The sequence below is a fragment of the Aeromicrobium sp. UBA7512 genome (assembly GCF_002476985.1).
In the GTDB taxonomy this organism is placed as follows: Bacteria; Actinomycetota; Actinomycetes; order Propionibacteriales; family Nocardioidaceae; genus Aeromicrobium; species Aeromicrobium phoceense.
Genome location: NZ_DLNK01000006.1, coordinates 189,218 through 202,528, shown reverse-complemented (window position 1 = coordinate 202,528; position 13,311 = coordinate 189,218). Strand labels below are relative to the sequence as shown.

The 13,311-nt window shown below is 71.3% G+C and carries 13 protein-coding genes; 10 read left to right on the top strand and 3 right to left on the bottom strand.

Going from position 1 to position 13,311, the window contains the following annotated elements; translation table 11 throughout:
- Nucleotides 1-15 precede the first annotated feature (15 nt).
- The 9 genes from B2363_RS10390 (at nt 16) to B2363_RS10350 (ending at nt 10,499) form a co-directional block, all read left to right on the top strand.
- On the top strand, nt 16-1,938 hold the full coding sequence (locus B2363_RS10390; RefSeq protein ID WP_286929972.1) for a flavin-containing monooxygenase: 1,923 nt from the start codon (nt 16-18) through the stop codon (nt 1,936-1,938).
- Nucleotides 1,923-2,783: an alpha/beta fold hydrolase gene (locus tag B2363_RS10385; RefSeq protein WP_286929970.1), complete on the top strand. Its 861-nt coding sequence runs from the start codon at nt 1,923-1,925 to the stop codon at nt 2,781-2,783. Before B2363_RS10390 ends, B2363_RS10385 begins: the two co-directional genes overlap by 16 nt.
- Nucleotides 2,773-3,594, top strand: a complete 822-nt coding sequence (locus B2363_RS10380; RefSeq protein ID WP_286929969.1) for an SDR family NAD(P)-dependent oxidoreductase — start codon at nt 2,773-2,775, stop codon at nt 3,592-3,594. The genes B2363_RS10385 and B2363_RS10380 overlap by 11 nt, the downstream gene beginning before the upstream one ends.
- A gap of 54 nt (nt 3,595-3,648) precedes the next feature.
- Complete coding sequence (locus tag B2363_RS10375) at nt 3,649-4,575, top strand: LysR family transcriptional regulator (protein WP_286929968.1); 927 nt, start codon at nt 3,649-3,651, stop codon at nt 4,573-4,575.
- Between the two features lie 135 nt (nt 4,576-4,710).
- On the top strand, nt 4,711-6,921 hold the full coding sequence (locus B2363_RS10370; protein ID WP_286929967.1) for an acetate--CoA ligase family protein: 2,211 nt from the start codon (nt 4,711-4,713) through the stop codon (nt 6,919-6,921).
- Nucleotides 6,921-8,453 carry an acyl-CoA carboxylase subunit beta gene (locus B2363_RS10365; protein ID WP_286929966.1) on the top strand — a complete coding sequence of 511 codons (1,533 nt, stop codon included), beginning with the start codon at nt 6,921-6,923 and terminating at the stop codon, nt 8,451-8,453. Before B2363_RS10370 ends, B2363_RS10365 begins: the two co-directional genes overlap by 1 nt.
- Nucleotides 8,435-9,820: an acetyl-CoA carboxylase biotin carboxylase subunit gene (locus tag B2363_RS10360; RefSeq protein WP_286929965.1), complete on the top strand. Its 1,386-nt coding sequence runs from the start codon at nt 8,435-8,437 to the stop codon at nt 9,818-9,820. Before B2363_RS10365 ends, B2363_RS10360 begins: the two co-directional genes overlap by 19 nt.
- Before the next feature lie 14 nt (nt 9,821-9,834).
- Complete coding sequence (locus B2363_RS10355) at nt 9,835-10,056, top strand: biotin/lipoyl-binding carrier protein (protein ID WP_286929964.1); 222 nt, start codon at nt 9,835-9,837, stop codon at nt 10,054-10,056.
- Between the two features lie 5 nt (nt 10,057-10,061).
- Nucleotides 10,062-10,499, top strand: a complete 438-nt coding sequence (locus tag B2363_RS10350) for a GlcG/HbpS family heme-binding protein (protein ID WP_286929963.1) — start codon at nt 10,062-10,064, stop codon at nt 10,497-10,499.
- Between the two features lie 15 nt (nt 10,500-10,514).
- On the opposite strand, the gene B2363_RS10345 is transcribed toward B2363_RS10350, so the two are convergent.
- The 3 genes from B2363_RS10345 to B2363_RS10335 are packed head-to-tail and all read right to left on the bottom strand — an operon-like array spanning nt 10,515 to nt 12,156.
- Nucleotides 10,515-10,982: a nuclear transport factor 2 family protein gene (locus B2363_RS10345; protein ID WP_286929962.1), complete on the bottom strand. Its 468-nt coding sequence runs from the start codon at nt 10,980-10,982 to the stop codon at nt 10,515-10,517.
- Nucleotides 10,979-11,626, bottom strand: a complete 648-nt coding sequence (locus tag B2363_RS10340; protein WP_286929961.1) for a cysteine hydrolase family protein — start codon at nt 11,624-11,626, stop codon at nt 10,979-10,981. The genes B2363_RS10345 and B2363_RS10340 overlap by 4 nt, the downstream gene beginning before the upstream one ends.
- Complete coding sequence (locus B2363_RS10335) at nt 11,623-12,156, bottom strand: hypothetical protein (RefSeq protein WP_286929960.1); 534 nt, start codon at nt 12,154-12,156, stop codon at nt 11,623-11,625. The genes B2363_RS10340 and B2363_RS10335 overlap by 4 nt, the downstream gene beginning before the upstream one ends.
- A 140-nt stretch (nt 12,157-12,296) precedes the next feature.
- On the opposite strand from B2363_RS10335, the gene B2363_RS10330 reads away from it, so the two are divergent.
- Nucleotides 12,297-13,304: a PDR/VanB family oxidoreductase gene (locus B2363_RS10330; protein WP_286929959.1), complete on the top strand. Its 1,008-nt coding sequence runs from the start codon at nt 12,297-12,299 to the stop codon at nt 13,302-13,304.
- The last annotated feature ends 7 nt before the right edge of the window (nt 13,305-13,311 follow it).

The window sequence follows — 13,311 nt, the reverse complement described above, 5'->3', positions numbered from 1 at the left end:
CAGTTCGGAGTCCCCGTGAGCACCACCACCCCCGTCCCGACCACCGTCCGCGCCGGTCTGGAGGAGCACGTCCACGCGGCCGCCGTGCCCACGCTGGTCCTGCTCGCCGCCCACGTCACGGGTGACCTGTCGCTCCTGCGACCCGAGTGGAAGCCGTCCGCGGCCGTGCTGCCGCAGTCGGGACTCGATCCCGCGACGGACGACGAGGCTCGCGCCGTGTGCACCGCTCGGCTCACCGAGGCGATCTCCTCGGGCGAGCCCTGGCCCACCCAGCCGACGGAGGAGTTCCTCCGTGCCGTCGCCGACTGGGCCCTGGACTCCGACGACGACGACATCGCCGCGCTGCTCTCGGTGGCGTTCGTCGCCGAGGGCACCGACCCCCGGGCCCCGCGCTGGACGATCGACGAGGTGGCGCCCGACCGCCCGTTCCGCGCCATCGTGATCGGCTCGGGCATCGCCGGCCTCATGGTCGGCCTGCGGCTGAAGCAGGCCGGCATCGACTTCACGATCTACGAGAAGGCGCCGCACATCGGCGGCACGTGGTGGGAGAACACCTACCCCGACTGCCGCACGGACGTGCACAGCCACATCTACACGTACTCGTTCCAGGCGCACGACTGGCCGTCGTACTTCGGCCGGCAGGAGGTCATCCTCGACTACCTCACCGACTTCGCGAAGAACAACGGCCTGCTGGAGCACATCCGCTTCAACACCGAGGTCAGCGAGGCGTCCTGGGACGAGCAGGCATCGCGCTGGAACGTCGGCATCATCGACCCCGACCGCAAGGCCGCGGTCGAGTCCGCCGACATCCTCGTGAGTGCCGTGGGCCAGCTCAACCGCCCGATGATCCCCGACCTCCCCGGGCTCGACGGGTTCTCCGGGCCGGCCTTCCACTCCGCCGAGTGGGACCACTCGATCGACTTCACGGGCAAGAACGTGGCCGTCATCGGCACCGGGGCCAGCGCCCTGCAGTTCGCCCCGACGCTGGCGAGGCAGGCGGCGAAGGTCACGATCTACCAGCGCAGCGCCCCGTGGCTCATGCCCACGCCCGAGCTGCGCCAGGAGATCGGCGAGAGCGAGCGGTGGCTGCTGAACAACCTGCCGCTGTACCGCTCGTTCTACCGCTTCACGATCTTCGTGCCCCGGGCCATCGGCCAGCTGGACGCGGCGACGGTGGACCCGAGCTACCCGCCCACCGAGGTCGCGGTCTCGGAGGCCAACGAGCGGCTCCGCGTGATCCTCACGGCGTACCTCACGCAGCAGGCCGGCGACCGCACCGACCTGCTCCCGAAGATCATCCCGGACTACCCGGCCGGCGCGAAGCGCATCATCCGCGACGACGGCACGTGGGTCGAGACCCTCAAGCGCGACAACGTCGAGCTGGTCACGTCCGCCGTCTCCGGCATCACCGCCGACGGCGTCGTGGCCGACGGGACCGAGCGCCCCGCCGACGTCATCGTCTTCGGCACGGGCTTCCGCGCCTCGGACTTCCTCACCCCGATGACGGTCACCGGCGCCGGCGGCAAGGACCTCCACGACGCATGGGGCCTGGACGCCTGCGCCTACATGGGCCTGACGATCCCGGACTTCCCGAACCTCTTCTGCATGTACGGACCGAACACCGGCCTGGTGCTGCACGGCAACGTCGTGTTCTTCATGGAGTGCCAGGCCAACTACGTCGCGAAGTCCATCGAGCTGCTGCTGCGCGAGGGCGCGAGCTCCATGACCCTCACGCGGGAGAAGTTCGACGCCTACCGGGACGAGATCTTCGCGGCCAGCGCCCACCGCGTCTGGGAGTGGTCCGGCACCCACAGCTGGTACCAGAACGCCGCCGGCCGCTCGACGATCATGTGGCCGCTGCCCACGTGGGACTACGTCGAGGGCACCTCCGAGGTCGACCCCTCCCACTACACGCTCAACGAATGGAACCGCCGATGATCACCACCGAGACCGTCCTCGTCAACGACCTGGAGACCCGCTTCCTCGAGGGAGGCTCGCGCGACGACCCCACCGTCGTGTTCCTCCACGACGGCGCGTGGGGCGCCAGCTCCGACGTGACGTGGGGCGACGTCCTGCCGCTCGCCGCGGAGAGCTTCCGCGTCGTCGCCGTGGACATGCTCGGCTTCGGCGGCAGCGCCAAGTCCGTCCGGCTCGACCAGGCGCCGTTCGGCTTCCGCCTGCGGCACGTGCTCGCGCTGCTGGACCAGCTCGGCGTGACCGAGCCGGTCCACCTCGTGGGCAACTCGTTCGGCGGCTCCGTGGCGCTGCGCGCCCTCACGGTGCCGGAGCTGCGCGACCGCATCGCGTCGGTGACGACCATCAGCGGGACGGGCGGCCCCTGGCGGACCGCGGCCGGCGCCGCGCTCGGCCGGTTCGACGGCACCCGCGAGGACACCGCGCGCATCGTCGGACTGCTGTGCGACGACTTCGACGGGATCGAGGACCAGGTCGACCGACGCCACGCGTGGGCCAAGGCACCGGGACACTTCGCGGCCACGATGGCGATCCACACGCCCGTGCCCGAGCCGCTCAAGTTCCAGCCGCCCGCCGACGCCTTCCCTGCGAGCCTCTCGGACGTGGACACGCCGGTGCTGCTGTTCGAGTGCGTCCGCGACGCCCTCGTCGAGCGCGGCTGGACCAAGCACCTGGTCGACGTCCTGGAGCGGTGCGACGTCGTCGAGATCGACCACATGCACTCGCCCAACATCAGCCACCCGCAGGAGACCTGGGCGCACATCGAGGGCTTCCTGGCCCGGCAGGCGGACCCGGTCCGTGCCCGCTGACCCGCACGCCCCGCGGCCGGTCGAGGACGTCGACCACACGTCCCTCTTCCGGCTGGACGGGCAGCACCACGCCGTCATCGGCGCCGGCGCGGGCATCGGCGAGCACGTCGCCACCACGATCACCGCTCTGGGCGGCCGCGTCCTGTGCGTCGACATCGACGGCGACGGCGCCCGGGCCGTGGGCGAGCGGCTCGGCGCGCCCTGGCTGGTCGCCGACGCGACCACGCCCGAGGGCGTCGCACGGATCGGAGCGGCCGTCGACCGCGAGTGGGACCGGTGCGATGGCTACGTCGACGTCATCGGCCAGCAGACGCGGCGCCGGCTGCCCGACTTCACCCTCGAGGACTGGGACCGCGACTTCCGCGTCAACGTCCTGCACGCGTTCCTGCTCGCCCAGGAGCTGATGCCCCGGCTCGTCGCGGGCGGGGGCGGGGCCGTGGTCCACCTGAGCAGCACCAACGCCACCCTCTCGGGGCACCACTCCCCCGGCTACGGTCCGGCGAAGGCGGCACTGGAGATGTGGGTGCGCGAGCTGGCGACGCAGTACGGTCCCGCCGGTGTGCGGGTCAACGCGGTCGCGCCGGGACTCTTCCTCTCGCCGCGCTTCGTCTCCTCCGGAGGACACCTGGCCGAGCAGCTGGGCGCCAACACGCCGCTGCGGCGGCTGGGCCAGCCCCACGAGGTGGCCGCCACGGTCGCGTTCCTGCTCACCCCCGCGGCCGGGTACGTCACCGGGGCGGTGCTGCCGGTCGAGGGCGGCCTGTTCGTCACCGACCCCTCCGGGCTCAACGACCTGACCCCCGCGGACTGACGCAGAGCGCTCCCGCTCGTTCCCCCTGGCCCCACCGACTGGCAGGATCATGACGTGAGATTCGAGCAGTTGCGGTACCTCGAGGCGGCCGTGCGGACGGGCTCGTTCCGTCAGGCCGCCCGCGAGCTCGGGGTCTCCCAGCCCACGATCACGAACCAGATCCAGCGGCTGGAGGAGGACCTCGGGGTCGTCCTGATGTTCCGCGGCTCGCGCGGCGCCACCCCGACCGAGGCCGCCGAGCGGATGCTGCCCCACGTGACGGCGGCGATCCGGGCCGAGGACATGCTGCGCCAGGAGGCCAGCGCCATGGAGACGCTGAAGGTCGGCAACGTCAGACTCGTCACGGTCGCCACGGGCAGCAGCGTGCTCCTGCCCCCGGTGATCCGCCAGATGCACGACCAGCACCCCAACATCCGCTTCGACGTGAACGAGGGCGGGTCGGAGTCCGTCCTGAAGGGCGTGGCCCGCGGGACGTACGACATCGGCCTGGCCGTCCGGATCGAGGCGCTCGAGCAGCCCGACGAGTACGAGCACCTCCAGGTCATCGAGCTGCTCACCGGACGCCTCGTCCTGTGCGTGCCCGACTCCCACCCGCTCAGCGAGTCCGAGGACTTCCAGTTCTCCGACCTCGACGACGAGCCGCTCGTGTTCATGGGCCAGGGCAGCATCCTGCGCACGGCGATGGAGCGGCTCATGGAGGGCTTCGAGGCCCGCGTCGTCTACACCGCCCACAACGCCGAGACCGCCCAGCACATGGTGCGGGCCGGTGTCGGCATCTCGATCGCGAACTCCCTCGCGCTGTCCACCCGGTCGGGCGACGGCGTCACGCTCATCCCGATCAACGAGCCGTGGGCGCGCACCAAGCTGGTCGCCGTGCTGCGCAAGGACGAGCACCGTTCGCCGGTCGTGCAGACCCTCCTGAGGCTCATCAAGAAGAACGCCGAGGCCCACTCGGGCGCGCGTCCCTCGCCCATGCTCTGAGCCTTCGCCGATAGGTGTTGCGCATCACACCGACAGGCCGCGCGACCTTCCTCTGCCCAGGGTTCCGCACGAGAATCGAGGCGGAGCTGACCAAGGCTGTCAGCCTCACCATCTCGCAGCGAACGAAGGTGTGTCGTGCCATCAGAAACTCTCGATTCCCAGGTCGGTGACCTCCTGCGTCAGGCGGTCGAACGCGTGGGGTCGCAGGCCGACGGTCCGCGGATGATCGACGAGGCCACGGCCAAGTCGATCCTGGCCGCCGCCGGCATCGATGTGCCCGCCGGCCGGACCGGGGCCGACCCCGAGCTCCTGCTCGCCGACCTCACCGGACCGTTCGTGCTCAAGGCGGTCTCCCCCACCCTGATCCACAAGTCCGACGCCGGTGGCGTCGCGGTCGGCCTCGCGGCCGACGAGGTGCACGCCGCCGCCAGGACGATGCGCGAGACGGTCTCCGCTGCCGGGCACGAGGTGTCCGCCTTCCTGCTCGAGGAGATGGCCGCCGGCCCGCACGAGGTCGTCGTGGGCGCGGTGCGCAACCCCGGCGTCGGCTGGGTGGTGATGGTCGGCCTCGGTGGCGTCTTCGTCGAGGTGTTGCAGGACGTGGCGTTCGGCGTCGCTCCCCTGGTGCGTCCGCAGATCGTGGAGATGATCGACGAGCTGCGCGGCCTGCCGCTGCTGCAGGGCGCTCGCGGCAGCGAGCCCGCCGACCTCGACGCCCTCGTCGAGCTGATCGAGGCGCTCGCCGGACCCGGGGGCCTGCTGGACCTCATGCCGCCGCAGGTCACCGAGATCGACCTCAACCCGATCAAGCTCGGCGCCCACGGCGCCGTCGCCGTGGACGCGCGCTTCGTCGTGGACCCCGCCGCGACCCTCACCACGGACCGGACCCGCACGCCCGTGCCGCCGACCGACTTCAGCGCTCTCTTCGAGCCGAAGGCCGTGGCCGTCCTCGGCGCCAGCACCCGCGCGGTCAACGCCGCGAACCTCTTCGTGCGCCACCTGCAGACGTCGGGGTTCTCGGGGCGGATCGTCCCGGTCCACCCGAAGGCCGACGAGGTCGAGGGCATCGCCACGGTCCCGTCCCTGGCCGATGCCGGTGCGATCGACTACGCGTTCGTGGCCCTGCCCGGCGCGAAGGTCGCCGAGGCGCTGTCCCGGACGGTCGACGGCGTCGCGTTCGCCCAGGTGGTCTCGAGCGGGTTCGCCGAGGTCGCCGGTGGTGAGCTGCTGGAGCGCGAGCTGGTCGAGTCCGCCCGCCGGCAGGGGACGCGCATCATCGGCCCCAACTCCCTGGGCACCCACACGTCACGCGGCGGTGTCGGCTTCATCGCGGACGCGCCGTACGAGCCCGGTGGCGTCGCGGTGGTCTCCCAGAGCGGCGGCCTGAGCGTCGACATCCTGCGACTCGGCTCCGCGTCCGGCGTGCGCTTCCACTCCGTCACGAGCATCGGCAACAGCGCCGACGTGACGCCGGCCGAGATGGTGGGTCACCTCCTCGACTCGCCCGAGGTGCGCGTGATCGGTCTCTACCTGGAGTCCCTCGAGCGAGCGCGTGAGGTGCTGGAGCTCGTCACGGGCGACCGCCTCGTCACCAAGCCCATCGTGCTGCTCGTCGGCGGTCGTAGCGCCGAGGGCTCGAGGGCCGCCGCCAGCCACACCGGCGCACTGTCGGGCAACCACCGACTCTGGCCCGCGCTGGCGCGCCAGGCCCGTCTCCGGCTGGTCGACTCGCTCGACGACTTCCTCTCGGTGCTGCTGGGATTCGACGTCGCCAAGCCGTCGGTCCGCCCCTCCTCCCGCGACGTGGTGCTGTTCGGCAACGGCGGTGGCGCCAGCGTCCTGGCCACCGACGCGCTCGCCCGCCACGGCCTGGTCACGCCGACGCTCGCCCCCGAGGTCGTCGCTGCACTCGAGGCGTTCGACCTGCCCCCCGGCAACGGCCTGACCAACCCGGTGGACGTGCCGGCCGGAACGCTCGCCGTCCGCAGCGGCGCCGTCGCCGACGACATCCTGCGCACGATCCTGGCCTCGACCGAGCCTGCCGTCGTCGTGACCCACCTCAACGTGGGGATCATCCAGCGCAACCTGGAGGAGACCCACGGCGACGTCACCGGACGGATCATCGAGACGGTGGCCCGGCTCCAGGCCGAGACCGAGACCACGCACCACCTCCTCGTCCTCAAGGGCGACGGCAAGAGCGACATGGAGGAGCGCATCGGCGAGTACGCCCGACGCGCCCGCAGCCTCGGCGTCGCGGCCCACCGCCAGTTCGAGGCGGCCGCGATCTCCGCCGCCGCACTCCTCGCCGAACCAGCCCCGACGACCAGCCCCCAGGAGAACGTCTGATGCCCCACTCCGAATTCGCCTCCGCCCACGAGGAGCGCCGCAGCGCCGCCCTGGCGATGGGTGGCCCCAGGAAGCTGCAGGCCCGCGCCGAGAAGGGCGAGCTCAACGCCCGCCAGCGCGTCGACGTGCTGTTCGACCAGGACTCCTTCCGCGAGAGCGGCCTGTTCGCGACCTCGCAGTTCGACTCCGACCGCCACGCCACGCCGGCCGACGGCAAGGTCACCGGAACCGGTGAGATCGACGGCCGCACGGCGGGCGTCATCGCGTACGACTTCACCGTGAAGGGCGCCTCCAGCGGCAACGTCAGCAACAAGAAGATGGCCTACATGAAGGCCCTGGCGGCCCAGCGCGGCATGCCGCTGGTCTACCTCGCCGAGTCCACCGGGGTCCGGATGCCCGACATCATGGGCGGCACCGGCATGGGCGGCGGCAACGAGAAGACCCGCTTCCTGCGCCGGCGCGAGAGCCCGTGGGCCTCCGCCGTCTTCGGCTACGCCTTCGGCTCGGCCGCCTGGCACACGGTCTCGTCCGACTTCGCGGTGTTCCGCAAGGGCTCGGTCATGGCCGTCTCCAGCCCGGGGCTGGTGAGCCGGGCGACAGGTCAGACCGTCGACCGCGAGGAGCTCGGCGGCTGGAAGGTGCACTCGCGCATCACCGGCTTCGCCGACGCGGTGGCCGACACCGACGAGGAGGCGATCGACCTGGTGCGGACCTTCCTGTCCTACCTGCCGTCGCACAACGGCGAGGCGCCCCCCGTCGCGCCCGTCCCGTCGGACTCCGGCCAGCACGCCCGTGAGCTGGCCGAGATCGTCCCGGTGTCGCGAGCGCAGGTCTACGACATGCGCAAGGTCGTCGAGATCATCGCCGACACCAACTCCGTCTTCCCCATCAAGGCCGCGTTCGCGAAGAACATGATCACGAGCCTGGTGCGCATCGACGGTCGCAGCGTCGGCGTCGTGGCGAACAACCCGATGTTCAAGGGCGGCGCGATCGACACCGACGCGATCGACAAGGTCATCAGCTTCCTCGTGCTGTGCGACTCGTACAACATCCCGCTGGTGTTCCTCGTCGACCAGCCCGGCTTCCTCATCGGTCTCGAGGCCGAGCACGGCCGGGCCGCCGGCAAGATCATCAACTGGATGAACGCGCTGGCGCTGGTCACGGTGCCGACCGCGACGGTCATGCTGCGCAAGAACTACGGCCAGGCCTACGCCAACATGGGCGGCGGCTTCACCACGGACGCCGCCGCGGCCTGGTGGACCGCCGAGATCAGCTTCATGGACCCCCGGTCCGCCGTCGGCGTCGTCCACGGCGTCGACCCGGACAAGGAGCCCGAGGAGTTCGAGCGCCGCTTCGACGAGATGGCGCGCGAGTCCACCGGCTACGACGCCGCGCGCGTCTTCGGCGTCCAGGAGGTCATCGACCCGGCCGACACCCGCCGCTTCCTCATCGACTCGCTGCGTGACCACCAGCTGCGACGGACCCACGGCGTGGGCGAGCACCTGCTCAGCTCGTGGCCGACGAGCTGGTGAGCGCGATGTCCGAGCTCCCCCAGCGCGTCCTGGTCGCCAACCGCGGCGAGATCGCCCGACGCATCGTCACGACGGTCAACCGTCTCGGCCTCGACTCGATCGCGGTGTACGCCCCGATCGACGCCGGTCTGCCCTTCGTTTCCGAGGCCGCCGAGGCGTACGAGCTCACCAGCGACCACCCGGTCCGCGGCTACCTCGACGGGGCGCAGATCATCGCGCTCGCTCTCGAGTGCCGCGCGGACGCGATCCACCCGGGCTACGGCTTCCTCGCCGAGAACGCCGACTTCGCGCAGGCCGTGGAGGACGCGGGCCTGACCTGGGTCGGCCCCTCGCCCGAGGTGATGACCGCGATGGGCGACAAGATCCGCGCCCGCAGCTTCGCCGCCTCGGTCGGTGTGCCGATCAGTGGTGGTGGCGACAGCCTCGAGACCATCGACGACGCGCTGGCCGCCGCGTCCGGGCTCGGATACCCCGTCATGGTGAAGGCGTCCGGTGGCGGCGGCGGCATCGGCATGGCCGTCGCGCACGACGCGGACGCGTTGGCGAAGGTCTTCGCCTCGACGAAGGCCATGTCCGAGCGCAGCTTCGGATCCGACCGCGTCTTCGTGGAGAAGTACCTCGCCCGGGCGCGACACGTGGAGGTGCAGATCGTCGCCGACGCGTTCGGCCGCGTGGAGTCGCTCGGCGAGCGCGACTGCTCGCCGCAGCGACGGCACCAGAAGGTCGCCGAGGAGTCCCCGGCCCCTCACCTGAGCGAGGACGTGCGCTCGCGGATGCACGCCAGCGCCGTCGACCTGGCCAAGGGCATCGGCTACCGCAGCGCGGGCACCGTCGAGTTCCTGCTGGACGCCGAGACCGAGGAGTTCGTCTTCCTCGAGATGAACACCCGCATCCAGGTCGAGCACCCCGTGACCGAGCTGGTGTGGGGCACCGACCTCGTCGAGCAGCAGCTCTCCATCGCCGGATCGGGGCACTTCACGCCCGACTTCGACCCCCGACCGCAGGGTCACGCGTTCGAGCTGCGGATCTGCGCCGAGGACCCGGTGCGCCTGTTCCCCAGCCCCGGCTCGATCGACGTGTGGTCGCTGCCGTCCGGCGAGGGGGTCCGCGTGGACTCCGGCTTCGCCGCCGGCACCGAGGTCACCCCGTACTTCGACTCGCTCGTCGCGAAGCTCTGCGTCGTCGGGGCCGACCGGCCCAGCGCGCTGGCCCGGCTGCGGGAGGCGCTCGACGCCACCGAGATCTCCGGCGGGCTGCAGACGAACCTCGAGTTCCTGCGCCGGCTCGTGGACTCGCCCGAGTACGACTCCGGCCGGTACGACACCCAGCTGGTCACCCATCTATTGAGCGCGCGACCCGCGCGATGAACAGGAGCACCACCATGCCCGAGACCATCCACGCCGACCTGGCGGCCAACGTCTGGAAGATCCTCGTCCAGCCCGGCGACACGGTCGAGGAGGACGCCACGATCGCGATCCTGGAGTCCATGAAGATGGAGATCCCCGTCCTGACGGAGTCCAGCGGCACGATCGTGGCCGTCCACGTCACCGAGGGCGAGATGGTCTCCCCCGGCCAGGCCATCGCCGACATCGACGCGGACTGATCGCCATGACCACACTCACGCTCGAGCACGCCAATCTCGTCGCCGAGGGCGCGATCCGCCACGCGGCGGACCAGGGGCTGCGGATCAGCGTCTCCATCTGCGATCCCGGCGGCCGTCTGCTCGCCTTCCAGCGCATGGACGGCGGCCACTGGGCCGCCGGCTACGGATCGCAGGGCAAGGCGGTCGCCTCAGCGGCCTTCGCCCGCCCGAGCGGCGTCGTCGCGGAGCTGGCCCACGTGCCGATCATGCCGGCGATCGCCGAGGCCGAGGGCGGTCACATCATCTACTGCCAGGGAGCCGTGCCGATCTTCGTCGACGGCGTCCAGGTCGGTGCCGTGGGCGTCGGCGGCGGCAGTGCCCAGCAGGACGAGGACTGCGCCGTCGCCGGCGTGAGCCACCTCGCGCAGAAGGGCCCGGCCTCGGCCTCCATCAGTCGCGACTGAGGGCCGTTCGGTCCACTACGCGGGCTGCGCGGTGTCCCACAGCGCCCGCAGCTCGCGCTGCTGGACCATCCACACGCCCTCGTGCCGCACGAGGACGTCGTCGTAGACGAGCCCGCGGGTCTCCAGCACCAGTCCCGCGTCCGTCGTCCGTCCGACGTAGCGGACCCCGTAGGTCCACGCGTGGGCGCTCGCGCGGTCGAACTCGACCTCCACATTCGCCACGAGGTGGATGGCGAAGTCGGGCGTGCCGGCCTCGCTCATCAGGGCCGCGCGCGCCAGCAGGTACTCCCTGACCCCGGAGCGGCCCGGGGCGAGCTTCTCACCGTTGTAGATGCACTGCGCGTTCGGCGCGAAGCAGCCCTCGATCGCGGCCAGGTCGGCGCGGTCGCAGGCCCCGGCGTACCGCACCTGGAGCGCCCAGATCTCGGAGCGGTCGCGTGCCTCGCGCTGGCGTCGCAGGCCCGCCTTGAGTCGCCCGATCACGCTGTCTCCTCAGCGGCCCAGTGCTCGCACACCGTGGCAGAGTCGCTCAGCTCGGCGAACGCGTGGTCGGCGATCGTGAGCCCGGCCTGCTGCTGTTGCGGGGACCCCGACGTGCAGGCATCGGTCGGCAGGACGACGTAGTGGCCGCGGTAGAACGCGCTCTTGGCCGTGGCGGCCACGCAGTTGTCGGTGGCCAGGCCGGTCACCACGACCGTGGCGATGCCCTGCTCCGCCAGCACGGCGTCCAGGTCGGTGCCGTAGAACGCGTCGTACGCGGTCTTGACCATCGTCCGCTCGTCCGGGGTGGGAGCCAGCGCGTCGATGATCCGGGCGCCCCAGGTGCCGGGCACGCAGTACGGCTCCATCCCCTTGCGCACCAGACGCTCGCGCGCCGGGGCGTTGAGGCTGGGCTCGTCGAAGCGGGAGGTGATGTGGACGGTCAGCACGCCGTGGGCCGCGGCGGCCTCGCGCAGCCGCTGGATGCTGCCCACGATGCCGTCGGTGGAGGACGCGTCGAAGGCGGTCGACCGGTCGATGAATCCGCCCGGGCTGCAGAAGTCGTTCTGCATGTCCACGATCAGCAGGGCCGTGTGCTCGGGGCGGAGCTTGTTCGCCAGTCCCAGGAGCAGCTCGTCGGTGTTCACGACGTCGCTCCGGCCGGGGTCTCCCGCTCGAAGAGCTCCATCACGTTCGCGGCGAACCACGGGCGTGCCGCCATGTCGGCGCGGGCCGGCGTGGCGCGCGCCGCCTCCACGTGGGGAGATGACAGCGCGCTCCGGTCGGCCAGCTCGTGGACGACGAGGTGGGTCACGCTCGAGCCTGCGGTGTCCTCCGCGACCCGGACCCGCCGGCACCGCAGCCACGCCGGCTCGCCCAGCAGGATCGGCGCGTGCTCCTGCGAGAACCAGTCCTCGAACGCGCTCGCCTCGTCGGCCGGGACGTCGTACCAGATCAGCGAGACCAGCCCCGCGACCGCGTCGCCGGGCTGGCGGTCGTCACCGACGACCGAGCCGACGACCATCCGGTCGGCGACAGGTCCCACGGGATCGTCGCCGTGCTCGGAGAGGCGCAGCCACGTCGCGTCGTCCGCGGGCATGACGCGGCGGAAGAGCACGTCCTCCTGCTGGCCGGCCGGTTCACCGTAGAGATCAAGTCGGAAGTTCAGGTGGGTCATCGGGCATCGCTTCCTGCAGGCAGTGGGAAATCGCTCGTAGTCAAGCAGCGGCGCACCGCACCGGTAACCGCTGCGCACCTATCACGGCGATACGCCTTGAGACCTAGGTCACACCGCTTCGCGTGGGTAGCGTCGCTCGCGTGACCACCTCCACCGAGGCGTCCCGAGAGGATGCCTCGCACTCGAACCCCACCCTGTTCGGCAAGGACTCCGTCCTCGTCGCCCGCAAGGACTTCCCCGCCGACGGCGTCGCCCGGCTGACCCTGGTCGATCCGGCGGGTGGGCGGCTGCCCGACTGGACCCCCGGCTCGCACATCGACGTCGTCGTCCCGCAGGCCGACGGGTCGTCCGCGATCCGTCAGTACTCCCTGTGCGGCGACCGCTGGGACGCCCACTCCTACCAGATCGCGATCCTGCGCGAGCCCGCGTCACGGGGCGGTTCGGTCTACCTGCACGATGAGCTCGCCGAGGGCGACCTCATCCGCATCGGCACCCCGCGCAACCACTTCTCGCTCGCCTCGGCCGAGCGGCTCGAGTTCATCGCGGGCGGCATCGGCATCACGCCGATCATGACGATGATCGCCGCCGCCGAGCGGATGGGCGTCGAGTGGCGGCTGCTCTACGGCGGCCGGACCCGGGCCTCGATGGCCTTTCTGGAGGAGCTCGCTCCGTACGGGGACCGTGTGGTCGCCCGGCCCCAGGACGAGTTCGGGCTGCTCGACCTCTCGGAGTACGCCGAGCCGGTGGAGGGCACGAAGATCTACTCCTGCGGACCCGAGCCGCTGCTCGCCGCGATCGAGTCGGCCACCTCGGCGTGGCCCACGGGAACCGTCCGCTTCGAGCGGTTCGCCGCAGTCGAGCAGGCTCCGCCGGTGCGCTCGGGGCCCTTCACCGTGGAGCTGGCCCGGTCGGGCAAGACCATCACGGTCACTCCGAGCGAATCAGTGCTGCAGGCCGTGGCCGAGGCCGGCAGCCCGGTGCTGGCCTCGTGCTCGCAGGGCGTCTGCGGCACGTGCGAGGTGGGGGTGCTCTCCGGAGTTCCCGACCACCGCGACTCCCTGCTCTCCGATGCCGAGCGCGCCGAGAACGACCGCATGTTCGTGTGCGTCTCGCGCGCCGTGACCGAACGACTCGTGCTGGATCTCTAGGAGCGAC

Bases quoted from the DNA above. Each gene is read 5' to 3' on its own strand.
- B2363_RS10385 (WP_286929970.1), top strand. From the start codon at position 1,923: ATGGAACCGCCGATGATCACCACCGAGACCGTCCTCGTCAACGACCTG.
- B2363_RS10365 (WP_286929966.1), top strand. From the start codon at position 6,921: ATGCCCCACTCCGAATTCGCCTCCGCCCACGAGGAGCGCCGCAGCGCC.
- B2363_RS10355 (WP_286929964.1), top strand. From the start codon at position 9,835: ATGCCCGAGACCATCCACGCCGACCTGGCGGCCAACGTCTGGAAGATC.
- B2363_RS10350 (WP_286929963.1), top strand. From the start codon at position 10,062: ATGACCACACTCACGCTCGAGCACGCCAATCTCGTCGCCGAGGGCGCG.
- B2363_RS10335 (WP_286929960.1), bottom strand. From the start codon at position 12,156: ATGACCCACCTGAACTTCCGACTTGATCTCTACGGTGAACCGGCCGGC.